Annotated in this window: 32 protein-coding genes; all 32 read right to left on the reverse strand. The window is 53.9% G+C overall.

All coding sequences use genetic code 11. The features are described from left to right. Nucleotides 1-192 precede the first annotated feature (192 nt). The gene (rplQ, locus tag OYW20_RS23235) at nt 193-579 is read right to left on the reverse strand and encodes a 50S ribosomal protein L17 (protein ID WP_004397026.1); all 387 of its coding nucleotides are present in this window, start codon (nt 577-579) and stop codon (nt 193-195) included. Nucleotides 580-620: 41 nt separating this feature from the next. Further along, entirely contained in the window at nt 621-1,622 is a 1,002-nt protein-coding gene (locus OYW20_RS23240; RefSeq protein WP_007970428.1) for a DNA-directed RNA polymerase subunit alpha, read from the reverse strand. A 22-nt stretch (nt 1,623-1,644) separates the two neighbouring features. Next, nucleotides 1,645-2,265 carry a 30S ribosomal protein S4 gene (gene rpsD, locus OYW20_RS23245; protein ID WP_002555465.1) on the reverse strand — a complete coding sequence of 207 codons (621 nt, stop codon included), beginning with the start codon at nt 2,263-2,265 and terminating at the stop codon, nt 1,645-1,647. An 18-nt stretch (nt 2,266-2,283) separates the two neighbouring features. Then, nucleotides 2,284-2,673 carry a 30S ribosomal protein S11 gene (rpsK, locus tag OYW20_RS23250; protein WP_002555466.1) on the reverse strand — a complete coding sequence of 130 codons (390 nt, stop codon included), beginning with the start codon at nt 2,671-2,673 and terminating at the stop codon, nt 2,284-2,286. Between the two features lie 30 nt (nt 2,674-2,703). Next, nucleotides 2,704-3,060, reverse strand: a complete 357-nt coding sequence (gene rpsM / locus OYW20_RS23255; protein WP_268798230.1) for a 30S ribosomal protein S13 — start codon at nt 3,058-3,060, stop codon at nt 2,704-2,706. A 130-nt stretch (nt 3,061-3,190) separates the two neighbouring features. Then, complete coding sequence (gene rpmJ, locus OYW20_RS23260; protein ID WP_002555468.1) at nt 3,191-3,307, reverse strand: 50S ribosomal protein L36; 117 nt, start codon at nt 3,305-3,307, stop codon at nt 3,191-3,193. A 28-nt stretch (nt 3,308-3,335) separates the two neighbouring features. Further along, entirely contained in the window at nt 3,336-4,664 is a 1,329-nt protein-coding gene (secY, locus tag OYW20_RS23265; protein ID WP_268798231.1) for a preprotein translocase subunit SecY, read from the reverse strand. Further along, complete coding sequence (gene rplO, locus OYW20_RS23270) at nt 4,665-5,096, reverse strand: 50S ribosomal protein L15 (protein ID WP_268798232.1); 432 nt, start codon at nt 5,094-5,096, stop codon at nt 4,665-4,667. A gap of 3 nt (nt 5,097-5,099) precedes the next feature. Beyond that, nucleotides 5,100-5,276: a 50S ribosomal protein L30 gene (gene rpmD / locus OYW20_RS23275; protein WP_268798233.1), complete on the reverse strand. Its 177-nt coding sequence runs from the start codon at nt 5,274-5,276 to the stop codon at nt 5,100-5,102. Between the two features lie 2 nt (nt 5,277-5,278). Next, nucleotides 5,279-5,779 (reverse strand): 30S ribosomal protein S5, encoded by a 501-nt coding sequence (rpsE, locus tag OYW20_RS23280; protein ID WP_093514287.1) that lies wholly within the window; start codon nt 5,777-5,779, stop codon nt 5,279-5,281. 3 nt (nt 5,780-5,782) lie between these two features. Beyond that, entirely contained in the window at nt 5,783-6,133 is a 351-nt protein-coding gene (rplR, locus tag OYW20_RS23285) for a 50S ribosomal protein L18 (RefSeq protein ID WP_037017727.1), read from the reverse strand. A 10-nt stretch (nt 6,134-6,143) separates the two neighbouring features. Beyond that, entirely contained in the window at nt 6,144-6,677 is a 534-nt protein-coding gene (gene rplF, locus OYW20_RS23290; RefSeq protein WP_268798234.1) for a 50S ribosomal protein L6, read from the reverse strand. A 12-nt stretch (nt 6,678-6,689) separates the two neighbouring features. Beyond that, the gene (gene rpsH / locus OYW20_RS23295) at nt 6,690-7,082 is read right to left on the reverse strand and encodes a 30S ribosomal protein S8 (RefSeq protein WP_268798235.1); all 393 of its coding nucleotides are present in this window, start codon (nt 7,080-7,082) and stop codon (nt 6,690-6,692) included. A 214-nt stretch (nt 7,083-7,296) separates the two neighbouring features. Further along, the gene (gene rpsN, locus OYW20_RS23300; RefSeq protein WP_268798236.1) at nt 7,297-7,602 is read right to left on the reverse strand and encodes a 30S ribosomal protein S14; all 306 of its coding nucleotides are present in this window, start codon (nt 7,600-7,602) and stop codon (nt 7,297-7,299) included. Between the two features lie 13 nt (nt 7,603-7,615). Then, nucleotides 7,616-8,155 carry a 50S ribosomal protein L5 gene (rplE, locus tag OYW20_RS23305; protein WP_065833639.1) on the reverse strand — a complete coding sequence of 180 codons (540 nt, stop codon included), beginning with the start codon at nt 8,153-8,155 and terminating at the stop codon, nt 7,616-7,618. Nucleotides 8,156-8,175: 20 nt separating this feature from the next. Then, nucleotides 8,176-8,490: a 50S ribosomal protein L24 gene (rplX, locus tag OYW20_RS23310; RefSeq protein WP_268798237.1), complete on the reverse strand. Its 315-nt coding sequence runs from the start codon at nt 8,488-8,490 to the stop codon at nt 8,176-8,178. Between the two features lie 11 nt (nt 8,491-8,501). Then, nucleotides 8,502-8,870, reverse strand: coding sequence for a 50S ribosomal protein L14 (gene rplN / locus OYW20_RS23315; RefSeq protein ID WP_002555479.1), 369 nt, complete (start codon nt 8,868-8,870; stop codon nt 8,502-8,504). 23 nt (nt 8,871-8,893) lie between these two features. Then, nucleotides 8,894-9,160: a 30S ribosomal protein S17 gene (rpsQ, locus tag OYW20_RS23320; RefSeq protein ID WP_268798238.1), complete on the reverse strand. Its 267-nt coding sequence runs from the start codon at nt 9,158-9,160 to the stop codon at nt 8,894-8,896. A gap of 2 nt (nt 9,161-9,162) precedes the next feature. Then, the gene (rpmC, locus tag OYW20_RS23325) at nt 9,163-9,354 is read right to left on the reverse strand and encodes a 50S ribosomal protein L29 (RefSeq protein ID WP_002555481.1); all 192 of its coding nucleotides are present in this window, start codon (nt 9,352-9,354) and stop codon (nt 9,163-9,165) included. Continuing rightward, on the reverse strand, nt 9,354-9,767 hold the full coding sequence (gene rplP, locus OYW20_RS23330; RefSeq protein WP_027898303.1) for a 50S ribosomal protein L16: 414 nt from the start codon (nt 9,765-9,767) through the stop codon (nt 9,354-9,356). The genes rpmC and rplP overlap by 1 nt, the downstream gene beginning before the upstream one ends. A gap of 12 nt (nt 9,768-9,779) precedes the next feature. Further along, nucleotides 9,780-10,466: a 30S ribosomal protein S3 gene (rpsC, locus tag OYW20_RS23335; RefSeq protein ID WP_003176422.1), complete on the reverse strand. Its 687-nt coding sequence runs from the start codon at nt 10,464-10,466 to the stop codon at nt 9,780-9,782. Between the two features lie 13 nt (nt 10,467-10,479). Continuing rightward, nucleotides 10,480-10,812: a 50S ribosomal protein L22 gene (gene rplV, locus OYW20_RS23340; protein WP_002555485.1), complete on the reverse strand. Its 333-nt coding sequence runs from the start codon at nt 10,810-10,812 to the stop codon at nt 10,480-10,482. 13 nt (nt 10,813-10,825) lie between these two features. After that, nucleotides 10,826-11,101 (reverse strand): 30S ribosomal protein S19, encoded by a 276-nt coding sequence (gene rpsS, locus OYW20_RS23345; RefSeq protein WP_002555486.1) that lies wholly within the window; start codon nt 11,099-11,101, stop codon nt 10,826-10,828. Between the two features lie 16 nt (nt 11,102-11,117). Continuing rightward, a complete protein-coding gene (gene rplB / locus OYW20_RS23350) occupies nt 11,118-11,942 on the reverse strand; it encodes a 50S ribosomal protein L2 (protein WP_268798239.1) in 825 nt (274 codons plus the stop codon). Between the two features lie 14 nt (nt 11,943-11,956). Next, the gene (gene rplW, locus OYW20_RS23355) at nt 11,957-12,256 is read right to left on the reverse strand and encodes a 50S ribosomal protein L23 (protein ID WP_002555488.1); all 300 of its coding nucleotides are present in this window, start codon (nt 12,254-12,256) and stop codon (nt 11,957-11,959) included. Beyond that, nucleotides 12,253-12,855, reverse strand: a complete 603-nt coding sequence (rplD, locus tag OYW20_RS23360) for a 50S ribosomal protein L4 (protein ID WP_268798240.1) — start codon at nt 12,853-12,855, stop codon at nt 12,253-12,255. Before rplD ends, rplW begins: the two co-directional genes overlap by 4 nt. Before the next feature lie 12 nt (nt 12,856-12,867). After that, nucleotides 12,868-13,503: a 50S ribosomal protein L3 gene (gene rplC / locus OYW20_RS23365; RefSeq protein ID WP_268798241.1), complete on the reverse strand. Its 636-nt coding sequence runs from the start codon at nt 13,501-13,503 to the stop codon at nt 12,868-12,870. A gap of 81 nt (nt 13,504-13,584) precedes the next feature. Beyond that, a complete protein-coding gene (gene rpsJ, locus OYW20_RS23370; RefSeq protein WP_003186070.1) occupies nt 13,585-13,896 on the reverse strand; it encodes a 30S ribosomal protein S10 in 312 nt (103 codons plus the stop codon). 141 nt (nt 13,897-14,037) lie between these two features. Next, complete coding sequence (gene tuf / locus OYW20_RS23375; RefSeq protein WP_268798242.1) at nt 14,038-15,231, reverse strand: elongation factor Tu; 1,194 nt, start codon at nt 15,229-15,231, stop codon at nt 14,038-14,040. 31 nt (nt 15,232-15,262) lie between these two features. Continuing rightward, nucleotides 15,263-17,368 carry an elongation factor G gene (gene fusA / locus OYW20_RS23380; RefSeq protein WP_268798243.1) on the reverse strand — a complete coding sequence of 702 codons (2,106 nt, stop codon included), beginning with the start codon at nt 17,366-17,368 and terminating at the stop codon, nt 15,263-15,265. Nucleotides 17,369-17,398: 30 nt separating this feature from the next. Then, complete coding sequence (gene rpsG / locus OYW20_RS23385) at nt 17,399-17,869, reverse strand: 30S ribosomal protein S7 (RefSeq protein WP_003400433.1); 471 nt, start codon at nt 17,867-17,869, stop codon at nt 17,399-17,401. Between the two features lie 122 nt (nt 17,870-17,991). After that, entirely contained in the window at nt 17,992-18,363 is a 372-nt protein-coding gene (gene rpsL / locus OYW20_RS23390; RefSeq protein WP_002555494.1) for a 30S ribosomal protein S12, read from the reverse strand. Nucleotides 18,364-18,383 lie beyond the last annotated feature (20 nt).

Genomic DNA, 18,383 nt, shown 5'->3' on the forward strand with positions numbered 1-18,383 from the left:
AGGAGAAAAAACGACAAATGTCGCGATAATCTGATATTTGGTGTCGAAATGCGCTGTAAATGAGGACGTTTCCGTTTATCACTATGAGTTAGCGCAATAAATGGATCACTCGCGCTACGTTTCGCTTTCACGTACGGAAACTAAAAACAAAAAACCGGGCACTAGGCCCGGTTTCTTGTAAAGACTGATGTCTTATTCAGCGGCTTCTACAGAACCACCGACAGGACGATCAACAAGCTCGACGTACGCCATAGGCGCGTTATCGCCAGTGCGGAAACCGCACTTGAGGATACGCAGATAGCCACCCTGACGGGTTGCATAGCGTTTGCCCAGATCATTGAACAGCTTGCCGACGATTTCTTTCGAACGAGTACGGTCGAAAGCCAAACGGCGGTTAGCTACGCTGTCTTCCTTGGCCAGAGTGATCAGCGGCTCGGCAACGCGGCGCAGTTCTTTGGCTTTCGGCAGGGTAGTCTTGATCAGCTCGTGCTCGAACAGCGACACCGCCATGTTTTGAAACATGGCCTTGCGGTGCGAGCTGGTACGGCTCAGGTGACGTCCACTTTTACGATGACGCATGGTTCATTCCTTACCAAACTCACGTTCGGTGATTACGACGATCAGGCCGTAGCCTTGTCGTCCTTCTTAAGACTTGCCGGCGGCCAGTTATCCAGGCGCATGCCGAGGGAGAGACCACGAGAAGCCAGAACGTCCTTGATCTCGGTCAAGGATTTCTTGCCCAGGTTCGGAGTCTTCAACAGTTCTACTTCGGTACGCTGAATCAGGTCGCCGATGTAGTAGATGTTCTCCGCCTTAAGGCAGTTGGCCGAACGTACGGTCAGTTCCAAATCGTCAACCGGACGAAGCAGGATCGGATCGATCTCGTCTTCCTGTTCGACTACCACTGGTTCACTGTCACCTTTGAGGTCGACGAACGCAGCCAACTGCTGTTGCAGAATGGTTGCTGCACGACGGATTGCCTCTTCAGGATCCAGAGTACCGTTGGTTTCCAGATCAATAACCAGTTTGTCCAGGTTGGTGCGCTGCTCGACACGGGCGTTTTCCACCACGTATGCGATACGGCGAACCGGGCTGAACGAAGAGTCAAGCTGCAAGCGACCAATGCTGCGGCTTTCGTCTTCATCGCTCTGACGCGAGTCTGCTGGTTCATAACCGCGACCACGAGCTACAACGAGCTTCATGTTCAGGGCGCCGTTAGACGCCAGGTTAGCGATTACGTGATCGGGGTTAACGATCTCGACATCATGATCCAGCTGAATATCGGCAGCGGTAACCACCCCCGAACCCTTCTTCGACAAGGTCAGCGTAACTTCGTCTCGACCGTGCAGCTTGATAGCCAGACCTTTAAGGTTCAACAGGATTTCAATGACATCTTCCTGTACACCTTCGATGGCGCTGTACTCATGGAGCACACCGTCAATCTCGGCCTCGACTACTGCACAGCCGGGCATGGAGGACAACAGGATGCGGCGCAGCGCGTTGCCCAGGGTATGGCCAAAACCACGCTCGAGAGGCTCGAGTGTGATTTTGGCGCGGGTTGGACTGACAACCTGCACATCAATGTGGCGGGGTGTCAGGAACTCATTTACCGAAATCTGCATGGATGCACCTATTTTCTAGCCCTTACTTGGAGTAGAGCTCGACAATCAGGCTTTCGTTGATGTCGGCGGACAGATCACTGCGAGCTGGAACGTTTTTGAAGACGCCAGATTTTTTCTCAGTGTCTACTTCTACCCATTCTACGCGGCCACGTTGGGCACACAGATCGAGAGCCTGCACAATGCGCAGTTGGTTCTTCGCTTTTTCACGAATAGCGACTACGTCACCAGCACGTACCTGGTAAGACGGGACGTTTACGGTTTTACCGTTCACGCTAACCGACTTGTGCGATACCAGCTGACGGGATTCAGCACGAGTAGAGCCAAAACCCATACGGTATACGACGTTGTCCAGACGGCATTCGAGCAGTTGCAGCAGGTTTTCACCAGTAGCGCCCTTCTTACCGGCAGCTTCTTTGTAATAACCGCTGAATTGACGCTCGAGAACGCCGTAGATACGACGAACCTTCTGTTTTTCACGCAGCTGAGTACCGTAATCGGACTGGCGACCGCGGCGTTGGCCGTGGATACCTGGAGCTGCTTCGATGTTGCACTTGGATTCGATAGCGCGAACGCCGCTCTTCAAAAAGAGATCGGTGCCTTCACGACGAGCAAGTTTGCATTTTGGACCAATGTAACGAGCCATTTCTTACAGTCTCCTGGATTACACGCGGCGCTTCTTCGGCGGACGGCACCCGTTGTGCGGGATTGGCGTCACGTCGGTGATGCTGGCGATCTTATAGCCACAGCCGTTCAAAGCACGGACGGCGGACTCACGACCTGGGCCTGGACCTTTGACATTAACGTCGAGGTTCTTCAGACCGTATTCCAGCGCAGCTTGACCAGCACGTTCAGCAGCTACTTGAGCAGCGAATGGGGTGGACTTGCGTGAACCGCGGAAACCCGAACCGCCGGAGGTAGCCCAAGAAAGCGCGTTACCTTGACGATCGGTGATGGTGACGATTGTGTTGTTAAACGACGCGTGGATGTGGGCGATGCCATCAACCACCGTCTTTTTAACTTTTTTACGAGGACGAGCAGCAGGTTTTGCCATGACTAAATTCCTGTCGTTGCGCTGGTGCGATTACTTGCGGATCGGCTTACGCGGACCTTTGCGAGTACGCGCGTTGGTCTTGGTACGCTGACCGCGCACTGGAAGACCACGACGATGGCGCAGACCGCGGTAGCAGCCCAAATCCATCAAGCGCTTGATTTTCATGTTGATTTCGCGACGCAGGTCACCTTCAGTGGTGAACTTAGCCACTTCGCCACGCAGCTGTTCAATCTGCTCGTCGCTCAGATCTTTAATCTTAGCCGCTGGGTTAACCCCAGTGGTTGCACAGATTTTATGTGCAGTGGTGCGACCAACACCATAGATGTAGGTCAACGAGATAACAGTATGCTTGTTATCTGGAATGTTAACGCCTGCAATACGGGCCATTCAGTGGGACTCCAATTGACAGCTACCTACGCCCCGGAAGCCAAGAAATAGGGCGCGAGATAATATCGCTGTAATAACAAATAATCAACCCAGCAGCGCACTAGCTGCTGGGCTTAAGCACAGATCACACTCAGCCTTGGCGCTGTTTGTGACGTGGTTCCGCGCTGCAAATTACTCGAACAACACCTTCGCGGCGAATAATCTTGCAGTTACGGCACAGCTTTTTCACCGATGCACGAACTTTCATCACCAACTCCTCGAACCTTATGGGTGCTTCAGCGCAGCATGCCGCTGCCGTAGCCCTTCAGGTTGGCTTTCTTCATCAGGGATTCGTACTGGTGCGAAACGAGGTGAGATTGCACTTGAGACATAAAGTCCATCACAACCACGACCACGATCAGCAACGAGGTCCCGCCAAGGTAGAACGGTACGTTTGCTGCGACCACAAGGAACTGGGGAAGCAAGCACACGGCCGTCATATAGAGAGCACCGAACATGGTCAACCGAGTCAACACGCCATCAATGTAGCGCGCCGATTGCTCACCAGGACGGATACCCGGAATAAAGGCACCGGACTTCTTCAGGTTTTCCGCTACGTCTTTCGGATTGAACATCAACGCCGTATAGAAGAAGCAGAAGAAAATAATCCCTGCACTAAACAGCAGAATATTCAACGGCTGACCAGGAGCGATCGATTGCGAGATGTCTTGCAACCAGCCCATACCTTCAGACTGACCAAACCAGGCACCCAACGAAGCAGGGAACAGCAAAATGCTGCTCGCGAAAATAGCCGGGATTACACCAGCCATATTCACCTTCAACGGCAGGTGGCTCGTCTGCGCAGCGAAAACCTTGCGGCCTTGCTGACGCTTGGCGTAGTGAACAGCAATACGACGCTGACCACGCTCAATGAACACCACGAAACCGATAATCGCCACTGCCAGCAAACCGATTGCAACCAAAGCGAAAATATTGATATCACCTTGGCGGGCAGACTCAAACGACTGCCCAATCGCTCTCGGAAGACCGGCCACGATACCCGAAAAAATCAACATCGAGATACCGTTACCAACACCGCGCTCAGTGATCTGCTCACCAAGCCACATCATAAACATCGCACCAGCCACAAAAGTGGTCACTGCAACGAAATGAAAGCCCAGGTCTGCAGAGAACGCTACGCCCTGACCGGCCAAACCAATGGACATGCCAATAGCTTGAACCAGAGCCAGGACGACAGTGCCATAGCGGGTGTACTGGCTAATCTTGCGACGGCCAGCCTCACCTTCCTTCTTCAACTGCTCCAGCTGCGGACTGACAGCGGTCATGAGCTGCATGATGATCGATGCCGAAATATACGGCATGATTCCCAGTGCAAAAATGCTCATACGCTCCAGCGCACCGCCGGAAAACATGTTGAACAAGCTAAGAATGGTCCCCTCATTCTGTCGAAACAGTTCCGCCAGCCGGTCCGGATTGATACCTGGTACTGGGATGTGCGCGCCTATCCGATAGACGATAATCGCCAGGAACAGGAAACGCAGCCGGGCCCAGAGTTCGGACAACCCGCCTTTGCTGAGCGCTGAGAGAGCACCTTGCTTAGCCATTTATTCCTCGAACTTGCCGCCAGCTGCTTCGATAGCCGCACGCGCACCTTTGGTGGCTGCGATACCTTTTAGGGTGACTGCGCGAGTAACCTCACCGGACAGCATGATTTTCACACGCTGTACGTTTTGGTTGATCACGTTGGCATCCTTCAGAGACTGCACAGTGATTACGCCTTCTACTTTAGCCAGCTCGGAGGTGCGAACTTCAGCACGATCCATTGCCTTCAAAGAGACGAAACCAAACTTAGGCAGACGACGATGCAACGGCTGTTGGCCGCCTTCGAAGCCCGGAGCAATGGTACCGCCGGAACGGGAGGTCTGACCTTTGTGGCCACGGCCACCGGTCTTACCCAAACCGCTACCAATACCACGGCCCGGACGATGCTTCTCGCGACGGGAACCCGGCGCAGGACTCAGATCATTGAGTTTCATCGATTAACCCTCGACTCGCAGCATGTAATAAGCCTTGTTGATCATCCCGCGATTCTCAGGAGTATCAATAACTTCTACAGTGTGACCGATGCGACGCAGACCCAATCCCTTAACGCACAATTTGTGGTTAGGGATGCGGCCGGTCATGCTTTTGACCAGCGTGACTTTAACGGTAGCCATGATCAGAAGATCTCCTTGACGTTCAAGCCACGCTTCGCAGCGATGGACTCAGGAGACTGCATAGCCTTCAAACCTTTGAACGTAGCGTGAACCACGTTTACAGGGTTAGTCGAACCGTAGCACTTGGCCAATACGTTCTGCACACCAGCTACTTCAAGCACTGCGCGCATAGCGCCGCCAGCGATGATGCCAGTACCTTCCGAAGCAGGCTGCATGTACACCTTGGAGGCGCCATGTGCAGACTTCATAGCGTACTGAAGCGTGGTGCCGTTCAGATCAACCTGGATCATGTTGCGGCGAGCAGCTTCCATTGCCTTCTGGATCGCAGCAGGCACTTCACGTGACTTGCCACGGCCGAAGCCAACACGGCCCTTACCATCACCCACCACGGTCAACGCGGTGAAAGTGAAAATACGGCCGCCTTTGACGGTTTTAGCTACACGATTAACCTGAACCAGTTTCTCGATGTAACCTTCGTCGCGTTTTTGGTCGTTATTTGACATAACTTAGAACTCCAGCCCGCCTTCACGAGCAGCATCAGCCAGCGCCTTGACGCGGCCGTGGTACTTGAAGCCAGAACGGTCGAAAGCCACTTGCGATACACCGGCGGCTTTCGCACGCTCAGCGATCAGCTGGCCAACCTTAGTGGCCGCGTCAATGTTGCCGGTGGCACCATCACGCAGTTCTTTGTCCAAAGTCGAGGCGTTTGCCAAGACTTTGCTGCCGTCGGCCGAGATGACCTGGGCATAAATGTGCTGCGAAGAGCGGTACACGCAGAGACGCACGACTTCGAGTTCGTGCATTTTCAAGCGTGCTTTGCGAGCGCGACGCAGTCGGGTAACTTTTTTGACGGTCATTTGCTATGCCCTACTTCTTCTTGGCTTCTTTACGACGGACGACTTCGTCTGCGTAACGCACGCCTTTGCCTTTATATGGCTCAGGACGGCGGAAGTCGCGGATCTCAGCGGCCACTTGACCAACCAACTGCTTGTCTATACCCCGAATAAGGATATCAGTCTGGCTGGGCGTCTCAGCGGTGATGCCTTCCGGCAGTTCATAATCCACTGGGTGCGAGAAGCCAAGAGCCAGGTTCAGCACCGTGCCTTTTGCTTGCGCTTTGTAACCAACACCGACCAGCTGGAGCTTACGCTCAAAGCCTTGGCTTACGCCCTGGACCATGTTGTTTACCAACGCACGAGTGGTACCGGCCATCGCGCGGGTTTGTTGATCGCCATTGCGAGCGGCAAAACGCAACTCACCAGCTTCTTCAACAATCTCAACAGACGAATGAATGTTCAGGTCTAGAGTGCCCTTGGCACCCTTCACCGAAAGCTGCTGGCCGACGAGTTTGACTTCGACGCCTGATGGCAGCTTAACGGGGTTCTTAGCTACGCGTGACATGCTTATCCCCCCTTAGAACACTGTGCAAAGAACTTCGCCGCCGACACCGGCGGCGCGCGCAGCACGATCCGTCATCACACCTTTGTTGGTGGAGACGATAGACACACCGAGGCCGCCACGAACTTTTGGCAACTCATCGACGGACTTGTACTGACGCAGGCCTGGACGGCTAACGCGCTTAACTTCCTCGATGACCGGACGGCCTTCGAAGTACTTCAGCTCGATGGACAGCAACGGCTTGATTTCGCTGCTGATCTGATAACCCGCAATGTAACCTTCGTCCTTCAGAACTTTGGCTACAGCTACCTTCAACGTAGAAGATGGCATGCTTACGACGGGCTTTTCAGCCATCTGGGCATTACGGATACGAGTTAGCATGTCCGCTAACGGGTCCTGCATACTCATGGGCTAGACGCTCCTGATACAAAAATAATTAGCCTTGCGGCTACTGCTTTACGCCGAATAATACTGGCCACGTGAAGACACGGGCTCTGGCGAGCCGGCAATTCTAGGCGCTACCTAGAAATGAATCAAGCCCCAAAAGGGGCTTGATTCAGATTCAAGGACTGCGGCCTTTATATTCCTAAGAATTTGAAGGCCGCGAGCCAAGAATGTCACATCACCAGCTGGCCTTAACCAGACCTGGTACGTCGCCACGCATTGCTGCTTGGCGCAGCATGTTACGGCCAAGGCCGAACTTGCGGTAAACGCCGTGCGGACGACCAGTCAAGCGGCAACGGTTGCGCATGCGCGAAGCGCTTGCATCACGCGGTTGCTTCTGCAGGGCTACCTGGGCTTCCCAGCGCGCTTCTGGACTTGCGTTCAGATCTACGATGATTGCCTTCAGCTCTGCACGCTTTTTGGCGTACTTCTTGACCGTGAGCTGACGCTTCAGCTCGCGGTTTTTCATGCTCGTCTTGGCCATGGTACTACTCCAATCAGTTGCGGAACGGGAACTTGAAAGCGCGCAGCAATGCGCGACCTTCTTCGTCCGTACGTGCAGTGGTGGTCAGGGTAATGTCCAGACCGCGCAGAGCATCGATCTTGTCGTAATCGATTTCCGGGAAAATAATCTGCTCTTTAACGCCCATGCTGTAATTGCCACGACCATCGAAGGACTTGGCATTCAGGCCGCGAAAGTCACGGACCCGAGGCAGGGAGATCGACAGCAGACGATCCAGGAATTCGTACATACGGTCGCGGCGCAGGGTAACTTTAACGCCAATTGGCCAACCTTCGCGGACTTTAAAGCCAGCAATGGATTTCCGAGCGTAAGTCACAACGACTTTTTGACCGGTGATCTTTTCCAAGTCAGCTACAGCGTGTTCGATGACTTTTTTGTCGCCGATCGCCTCGCCCAGACCCATGTTCAGGGTGATCTTGGTAACGCGCGGAACTTCCATCACGTTCGAAAGCTTAAGTTCTTCCTTAAGCTTCGGAGCGATTTCCTTCCGATAAATCTCTTTTAGTCGTGCCATGGTCTTCTACCTAGCAGTGTTCAAGCATCAACCGCTTTTTGGGTCGACTTGAAGACACGAATTTTTTTGCCTTCTTCGACTTTGAAACCAACGCGGTCAGCCTTGTTGGTTGCGCCGTTGAAAATGGCGACGTTAGAAGCGTGCAATGGCGCTTCCTTTTCGACGATACCGCCTTGTACGCCCGACGCGGGGTTTGGCTTGGTATGACGCTTAACCAGGTTGATCCCACCAACGACCAGACGGTCATCAGCGAGAACCTTGAGCACCTTACCGCGCTTACCTTTGTCTTTGCCGGCGATCACGATGATCTCGTCGTCACGACGAATCTTTTGCATGTCGGATCTCCTTACAGCACTTCTGGGGCGAGCGAGACGATCTTCATGAACTTCTCAGTACGAAGTTCACGGGTCACTGGCCCAAAGATACGGGTGCCGATCGGCTCTTGCTTGTTGTTCAAAAGAACAGCAGCGTTGCCATCAAAGCGAATGATGGAGCCGTCTGCGCGACGAACACCGTGGCGAGTGCGGACTACAACAGCAGTCATCACTTGACCTTTCTTCACCTTACCGCGCGGAATTGCTTCCTTCACGGTTACCTTGATGATGTCACCGATACCAGCGTAACGACGATGAGAGCCACCAAGCACCTTGATGCACATAACGCGGCGAGCGCCGCTGTTATCGGCCACATCGAGCATGGATTGAGTCTGAATCATATAATTTCTCCGACCCCTAGCCCTTAGACTTCCACAGCGCGTTCGAGAACATCAACAAGCGCCCAAGATTTAGTCTTGGCCATCGGACGAGTCTCACAAATAGTGACCTTGTCGCCGATGTGGCACTGATTGGTTTCGTCGTGCGCGTGCAGCTTAGTCGAACGCTTAACGTATTTACCGTAGATAGGGTGCTTGACGCGACGCTCAATCAAAACGGTGATGGTCTTGTCCATCTTGTCGCTGACAACACGGCCAGTCAGCGTACGGACGGTTTTTTCGGCTTCAGCCATGATTACTTACCTGCCTGCTGGTTGAGCACAGTCTTCACGCGAGCGATGTCACGCTTAACTTGCGAGAGCAGGTGAGACTGCCCCAACTGGCCAGTTGCTTTCTGCATACGCAGATTGAACTGGTCGCGCAGCAGGCCGAGCAGTTGCTCGTTCAGCTGCTGTGCTGATTTTTCACGAAGTTCATTCGCTTTCATCACATCACCGTCCGCTTAACAAAGGAGGTGGCGAGCGGCAGCTTTGCAGCAGCCAGGGCGAAAGCCTCACGCGCCAACTCTTCAGACACACCCTCGATTTCATACAGGACTTTACCTGGCTGAATCTGGGCAACCCAGTACTCCACGTTACCCTTACCTTTACCCATACGAACTTCGAGTGGCTTCTTGGTAACAGGCTTGTCCGGGAATACACGGATCCAGATCTTGCCGCCACGTTTAACGTGACGGGTCAGAGCACGACGCGCTGACTCGATCTGACGAGCGGTGAGACGACCACGAGCTACAGACTTCAGCGCATATTCGCCGAAGCTGACTTTGCTACCGCGCAGTGCCAAGCCACGGTTGTGGCCAGTCATCTGCTTGCGGAACTTCGTACGCTTTGGTTGCAACATTTGGCGTACCCCTTACTTAGCAGCTTTTTTACGAGGCGCTGGTGCTTGTGGTTTCAGCTCTTCTTGGCGACCACCAATTACTTCGCCTTTGAAGATCCAAACCTTTACACCGATCACACCATAAGTGGTGTGAGCTTCGTAGTTGGCATAGTCGATGTCGGCACGGAGGGTGTGCAGTGGCACACGACCTTCGCGATACCATTCAGTACGTGCAATTTCAGCACCGCCGAGACGACCGCTCACTTGGATTTTGATGCCTTTGGCACCAATGCGCATTGCGTTCTGTACAGCGCGCTTCATAGCGCGACGGAACATTACGCGACGCTCCAGCTGCTGAGCTACGCTCTGCGCAACCAGCATACCGTCCAGCTCCGGTTTACGGATCTCTTCGATATTGATGTGCACAGGCACACCCATTTGCTTGGTCAGGTCCTGACGCAGCTTCTCAACATCTTCACCTTTCTTGCCGATCACGATGCCGGGACGAGCGGTGTGGATGGTGATGCGTGCAGTCTGAGCCGGACGATGGATATCGATACGGCTTACGGACGCGCTTTTTAGTTTGTCTTGGAGATACTCGCGCACCTTCAGATCAGCGAACAAATAGTCCGCATAAGTCCGACCGTCTGCGTACCAGACGGAGGTGTGCTCCTTGACGATTCCCAGGCGAATGCCAATGGGATGTACTTTCTGACCCATCTCTTCGACTCCGTTACTTGTCAGCAACCTTGACAGTGATATGGCAAGACCGCTTGACGATGCGATCAGCACGGCCTTTGGCACGTGGCATGATTCGCTTCAGCGAACGCCCTTCGTTGACGAAAACGGTGGAGACCTTAAGGTCATCAACGTCTGCGCCTTCGTTGTGCTCGGCGTTGGCTACAGCCGACTCCAGCACTTTTTTCAGGATCTCGGCGGCTTTCTTACTGCTGAAAGCCAACAGGTTGAGCGCTTCGCCCACCTTCTTCCCGCGGATCTGGTCGGCGACCAAGCGGGCTTTCTGGGCGGAGATTCGAGCGCCCGACAACTTAGCGGCTACTTCCATCGTTCCTTACCCCTTAACGCTTGGCTTTCTTGTCTGCCACGTGCCCACGGTATGTGCGGGTACCGGCAAACTCGCCTAGTTTGTGGCCGACCATGTCTTCGTTCACGAGAACTGGAACATGTTGACGACCGTTATGCACAGCAATGGTCAAACCGACCATTTGTGGCAGGATCATTGAACGGCGCGACCAGGTTTTAACTGGTTTGCGATCGTTCTTTTCCGCCGCCACTTCGATCTTCTTCAGTAGGTGAAGATCAATAAAAGGACCTTTTTTCAGAGAACGTGGCACTGTCGTATCCCTCTATTTACTTGCGACGACGGACGATCATTTTGTCGGTACGCTTATTACCACGAGTCTTCGCGCCCTTAGTCGGGAAGCCCCACGGCGATACCGGATGACGACCACCAGAGGTACGACCTTCACCACCACCATGTGGGTGGTCAACCGGGTTCATGGCAACACCACGAACGGTTGGGCGAACGCCACGCCAGCGCTTTGCACCAGCCTTACCCAGGGAACGAAGGCTATGCTCGGAGTTCGAGACTTCGCCCAACGTTGCACGGCATTCAGCGAGCACTTTACGCATCTCGCCGGAGCGAAGACGCAAAGTCACGTAGACACCTTCACGAGCGATCAGCTGAGCCGAAGCACCAGCGGAGCGTGCGATCTGAGCACCTTTGCCTGGCTTCAGCTCAATACCGTGGATAGTGCTACCAACTGGAATATTACGCAGTTGAAGAGCGTTACCCGGCTTGATTGGAGCCAATGCACCCGCGATCAGCTGGTCGCCAGCGCTCACACCTTTAGGTGCGATGATGTAGCGACGCTCGCCGTCTGCGTAAAGCAGCAACGCAATGTGAGCAGTACGGTTTGGATCGTATTCGATACGCTCAACAGTGGCTGCGATGCCATCTTTGTCGTTGCGACGGAAGTCGACCATACGATAATGCTGCTTGTGACCACCACCGATGTGACGCGTGGTAATACGGCCATTGTTGTTACGACCACCAGACTTCGATTTTTTCTCGAGCAGCGGTGCGTGAGGAGCGCCTTTATGCAGCTCCTGATTGACCACCTTGACCACAAAACGGCGGCCAGGGGAAGTCGGTTTGCATTTAACGATTGCCATGATGCACCCCTTCCTTACTCAGCACTGCTGCTGAAATCGAGATCTTGGCCTGGCTGAAGGGAGATAACTGCCTTCTTCCAGTCATTACGCTTGCCCAGACCGCGAGCAGTGCGCTTGCTCTTACCCAGAACATTCAGGGTAGTAACTCGCTCAACTTTCACGCTGAACAGGCTTTCGACGGCCTTCTTGATTTCCAGCTTGGTCGCATCGGTAGCGACCTTGAAAACGAACTGGCCTTTCTTGTCAGCCAGAACCGTGGCCTTTTCGGAAACGTGCGGGCCAAGTAGAACTTTAAATACGCGTTCCTGGTTCATCCCAGCAGCTCCTCGAATTTCTTCACGGCCGACACAGTGATCAACACTTTGTCGTATGCGATCAGACTAACTGGATCGGAACCCTGAACATCACGTACATCAACGTGTGGCAGGTTGCGAGCAGCCAGGTACAGATTCTGGTCAACAGCGTCAGACACGATCAAGACATCAGTCAGGCCCATGTCATTCAGCTTATTCAGCAAGTCTTTGGTTTTCGGCGCTTCAACAGCGAAATCCTGAACCACGACCAGCCGATCAGTACGGACCAGTTCAGCAAGGATGGAACGCATTGCTGCGCGATACATCTTCTTGTTGAGCTTCTGAGAGTGATCCTGAGGACGGGCTGCAAAAGTAGTACCGCCGCCACGCCAAATTGGGCTACGGATAGTACCGGCACGAGCGCGGCCAGTACCCTTCTGACGCCATGGGCGCTTACCACCACCGGATACGTCGGAACGGGTCTTTTGCTGCTTGCTACCTTGACGGCCGCCAGCCATATAGGCGACAACCGCTTGGTGAACCAGCGTCTCGTTGAATTCGCCGCCAAATGTCAGTTCGGAAACTTCGATTGCTTGAGCGTCATTTACATTTAATTGCATGTCAGCTTCCCCTTAACCGCGAGCCTTGGCTGCTGGACGTACAACCAGATTGCCGCCAGTAGCACCAGGAACGGCGCCCTTGACCAACAACAGATTGCGTTCAGCGTCCACGCGCACCACTTCCAAGGACTGCACAGTCACGCGCTCAGCGCCCATGTGACCGGACATCTTTTTGCCCTTGAATACACGACCAGGAGTCTGGCACTGGCCGATAGAGCCCGGGACGCGGTGGGAGACGGAGTTACCGTGAGTATTATCTTGACCACGGAAATTGTGGCGCTTGATAGTACCTTGGAAACCCTTACCTTTGGACTGACCGGTCACATCGACCATCTGCCCAGCAGCGAAGATTTCGGCGTTGATCAGATCGCCAGCCTGGTAGTCGCCTTCTTCGAGACGGAACTCCCAAACACCACGACCAGCAGCAACGTTCGCCTTGGCGAAATGGCCCGCCTGAGCAGCAGTGACACGCGAAGCACGACGCTCACCCACAGTGACTTGCACTGCGCGATAGCCATCGGTTTCTTCGGTTTTGAACTGAGTGACGCGATTCGGCTCGATCTCAATGACCGTAACCGGAATGGAGACACCTTCTTCGGTGAAAATACGGGTCATACCGCATTTACGACCGACTACACCAATAGTCATGTTGTAAACCTCATGAGTGTACGGGGCTTTCACCCGCTATGGCCGCCCATTTCAGAGCGTTACACGACTAAGACCCAAGTCTTAGCCGAGGCTGATCTGCACTTCCACACCGGCCGCAAGATCAAGCTTCATAAGCGCATCAACGGTTTTATCCGTCGGCTGGACGATGTCCAGAACGCGCTTGTGAGTGCGGATTTCGTACTGGTCGCGCGCGTCTTTGTTGACGTGCGGAGAAACCAGAACGGTGAACCGCTCTTTACGGGTAGGCAGTGGAATTGGACCACGCACTTGAGCGCCAGTACGTTTCGCGGTTTCCACGATTTCCTGGGTGGATTGGTCGATCAGGCGATGGTCAAAAGCCTTCAACCTGATACGGATTTGCTGATTTTGCATTGGATTTCAGACTCCGGCTGCTATTCCCAGCGAGCGCAATACGCCCGTTAAAAGGAGGCGCAATTCTATAGACGACCTTCTACAGTGTCAACCCAATAAAAAAGCCCCCGCTAGGCGGGGGCTTTTTCAAGTCATCGCTTATTAAGTGATGATTTTGGCTACGACGCCAGCGCCGACGGTACGACCGCCCTCACGGATAGCGAAACGCAGACCATCTTCCATTGCGATGGTTTTGATCAGGGTGACAACCATTTTAACGTTGTCGCCTGGCATTACCATTTCAACGCCTTCCGGCAGCTCGCAGTTACCGGTCACGTCAGTGGTCCGGAAGTAGAACTGTGGACGGTAGCCTTTGAAGAACGGAGTGTGACGACCGCCTTCTTCTTTACTCAACACGTAAACTTCTGCTTCGAAGGTAGTGTGCGGCTTAACAGAACCTGGCTTGACCAGAACCTGGCCACGCTCTACGTCGTCACGCTTGGTGCCGCGAAGCAGCACGCCGCAGTTCTCGCCAGCACGACCTTCATCGAGCAGCTTACGGAACATTTCAACACCGGTGCAGGTGGTAACAACGGTGTCACGCAGGCCAACGATTTCCAGCGAATCCTGAACCTTGACGATACCGCGCTCGATACGGCCAGTTACGACAGTACCGCGACCAGAGATCGAGAATACGTCTTCGATTGGCATGAGGAACGGCTTGTCGATAACACGAACTGGATCTGGGATGTAGCTGTCCAGAGTCTCAACCAGTTTACGAACGGCAGTGGTGCCCATTTCGTTGTCATCTTGGCCGTTCAGAGCCATCAGAGCAGAACCGATGATGATCGGAGTGTCGTCACCCGGGAAGTCATAAGTGCTCAGCAGATCGCGCACTTCCATCTCAACCAGCTCCAGCAGCTCAGCGTCGTCAACCATGTCAGCCTTGTTCAGGAAGACAACGATGTACGGAACGCCAACCTGACGGGACAGCAGGATGTGCTCGCGGGTTTGCGGCATCGGACCGTCAGCGGCCGAACAAACCAGAATAGCGCCGTCCATCTGAGCAGCACCAGTGATCATGTTCTTCACATAGTCAGCGTGACCCGGGCAGTCAACGTGAGCGTAGTGACGGATCTTCGAGTTGTACTCAACGTGCGCAGTGTTAATGGTAATGCCACGAGCCTTTTCTTCCGGAGCGCTGTCGATCTTGTCGAAAGCAACAACGGCCGAACCGAAAACTTCGGAGCAGACGCGAGTCAGAGCAGCGGTCAGCGTGGTTTTACCGTGGTCAACGTGACCAATGGTGCCAACGTTGACGTGCGGAAGGGTACGATCAAATTTTTCTTTAGCCACGACAAATAACTCCTAGCCTAAAGGCGCTGAATCAGCCTTGTTTTTTGGTTACAGTTTCGACGATGTGCGACGGCGCTGTATTGTATTTTTTGAATTCCATAGAGTAGCTTGCGCGACCCTGAGACATGGAGCGAACGTCGGTCGCGTAACCGAACATCTCACCCAACGGAACTTCGGCACGAATTACTTTACCGGAGACCGTATCTTCCATACCCAGAATCATGCCGCGACGGCGATTAAGGTCGCCCATCACGTCACCCATATAGTCTTCAGGCGTAACAACCTCTACCGCCATGATCGGCTCGAGCAACTCACCACCACCCTTCTGGGCCAGTTGCTTGGTCGCCATGGAAGCAGCCACTTTAAACGCCATCTCGTTCGAGTCAACGTCGTGGTAAGAACCATCAAACACGGTAGCCTTCAGGCCGATCAGCGGATAGCCGGCAACAACACCGTTCTTCATCTGCTCTTCGATACCCTTCTGGATAGCCGGGATGTATTCCTTAGGAACCACACCACCCACTACTTCGTTCACGAATTGCAGACCTTCCTGACCTTCGTCAGCAGGGGCAAAACGAATCCAGCAGTGGCCAAACTGACCACGACCGCCGGACTGGCGAACGAATTTGCCTTCGATTTCACAATTCTTCGTGATTCGCTCACGATAGGAAACCTGAGGCTTGCCGATGTTAGCTTCGACGTTGAACTCACGACGCATCCTGTCAACCAGGATGTCGAGGTGAAGCTCACCCATGCCAGAGATGATCGTCTGACCGGTCTCTTCATCAGTTTTGACGCGGAAAGACGGGTCTTCCTGAGCAAGTTTACCCAGAGCGATACCCATTTTTTCCTGGTCATCCTTAGTCTTGGGCTCTACGGCAACCGAAATAACCGGTTCCGGGAAGTCCATACGAACCAGGATGATTGGTTTGTCAGCGTTGCACAAAGTTTCACCAGTGGTGACGTCCTTCATGCCGATCAGGGCCGCGATGTCACCAGCGCGCACTTCCTTGATCTCTTCGCGAGCGTTTGCGTGCATCTGCACCATACGACCCACGCGCTCTTTCTTGCCCTTGACCGAGTTGATCACGCCGTCGCCGGACGCCAACACGCCCGAGTACACACGGACGAACGTCAAGGTACCCACGAATGGGTCGGTAGCGATCTTGAACGCCAGAGCCGAGAACGGCTCGTTGTCGTCTGCATGACGCTCCAGATTGTTAGTCTCGTCATCAGGGTCTGTACCCTTGATGGCAGGAATATCCACTGGTGCCGGCAGATAGTCGATCACGGCGTCTAGAACCAGGGGAACGCCCTTGTTCTTGAAGGAAGAACCGCAAACAGCCAAGACGATTTCGCCAGCGATAGTACGCCGACGCAGAGCAGCCTTGATTTCCGCGTTGGTGAGTTCTTCACCTTCGAGGTACTTGTTCATCAGCTCTTCGTTGGCTTCGGCCGCAGCCTCAACCATGTTGCCGCGCCACTCGTCAGCCAGTTCCTGCAGCTCAGCAGGGATCGGCTTGCGAACAGGGACCATACCCTTGTCGGAATCGTTCCAGTAGACCGCCTCCATGGACATCAGATCAATCTGACCCTGGAAGTTGTCTTCGGAACCGATAGCCAGTTGGATAGGGACCGGAGTATGACCCAGACGCTGTTTGATCTGACCGATTACGCGCAGGAAGTCTGCACCGGCACGGTCCATCTTGTTTACGTACACAAGACGCGGAACACCGTACTTGTTGGCCTGACGCCATACGGTTTCCGACTGCGGCTCTACGCCCGAAGTACCACAGAAAACCACGACCGCGCCGTCGAGTACACGCAGGGAACGCTCAACTTCAATCGTGAAGTCTACGTGGCCCGGGGTGTCAATTACGTTGAAGCGATACTGGTCTTTGTGCTGTTTCTCGGAACCCTGCCAAAAGGCAGTAATAGCAGCTGAGGTAATGGTAATACCACGCTCCTGCTCCTGAACCATCCAGTCGGTGGTCGCGGCGCCATCATGCACCTCGCCCATCTTGTGGCTTTTGCCGGTGTAAAAAAGGACGCGCTCGGTGGTGGTGGTTTTACCAGCATCCACGTGAGCAACGATACCAATATTACGGTAACGGTTGATCGGTGTAGTACGAGCCATAAAGCCCTCGCAAAATTAGTGACGCTGAAATTAGAAGCGGTAGTGCGAGAAAGCCTTGTTGGCCTCAGCCATACGGTGCACGTCTTCACGCTTCTTGACTGCAGCACCTTTACCTTCGGCGGCGTCCATCAGTTCGCCAGCCAAACGCAGAGCCATAGACTTCTCACCGCGCTTGCGCGCGAAGTCTACCAGCCAGCGCATTGCCAGAGCGTTACGACGGGACGGACGAACTTCGACCGGAACCTGGTAAGTAGCACCGCCTACACGGCGCGACTTCACTTCGACCAGCGGAGCGATGGCGTCGAGAGCTTTCTCGAAGATTTCCAGGGGATCGCTGTTCTTACGTTCTTTAACCTTTTCCAGCGCGCCATAAACGATACGCTCGGCAACGGCTTTCTTGCCGCTTTCCATCACGTGGTTCATGAACTTGGCCAGAATCTGGCTGCCGTATTTTGGATCGTCAAGCACATCGCGCTTGGCTGCTACGCGTCTTCTTGGCATGGATAAGCCCTCAAACGGTCTTCAGGTTAGCTCGGGACCACCACCCGGTTAAGGATGCGCCCGACCTTACTCTTATCGACTCAGAAAAATAGAAATCTGCAATTTCAAACAGAAGCCAAAGACTACTTAGGCTTCTTGGTACCGTATTTCGAACGACCCTGGTTACGACCCTTAACGCCGGAAGTATCCAAGGAGCCGCGAACGGTGTGGTAACGAACACCTGGCAAGTCTTTTACGCGACCGCCACGGATCAGTACCACGCTGTGTTCTTGCAGGTTGTGGCCTTCACCGCCGATGTACGAGGAAACCTCGAAACCGTTGGTCAGACGCACACGGCATACTTTACGCAGTGCCGAGTTAGGTTTTTTCGGCGTAGTAGTATACACGCGAGTGCATACGCCACGACGTTGCGGGCAGTTCTGCAGCGCAGGCACGTCGGATTTCTCGACGATACGCTTACGCGGCTGACGTACCAGCTGGTTGATAGTTGCCATCTACTAGCTCCACTGTTGTC

It is taken from the genome of Pseudomonas sp. BSw22131 (assembly GCF_026810445.1).
Lineage (GTDB): Bacteria > Pseudomonadota > Gammaproteobacteria > Pseudomonadales > Pseudomonadaceae > Aquipseudomonas > Aquipseudomonas huanghezhanensis.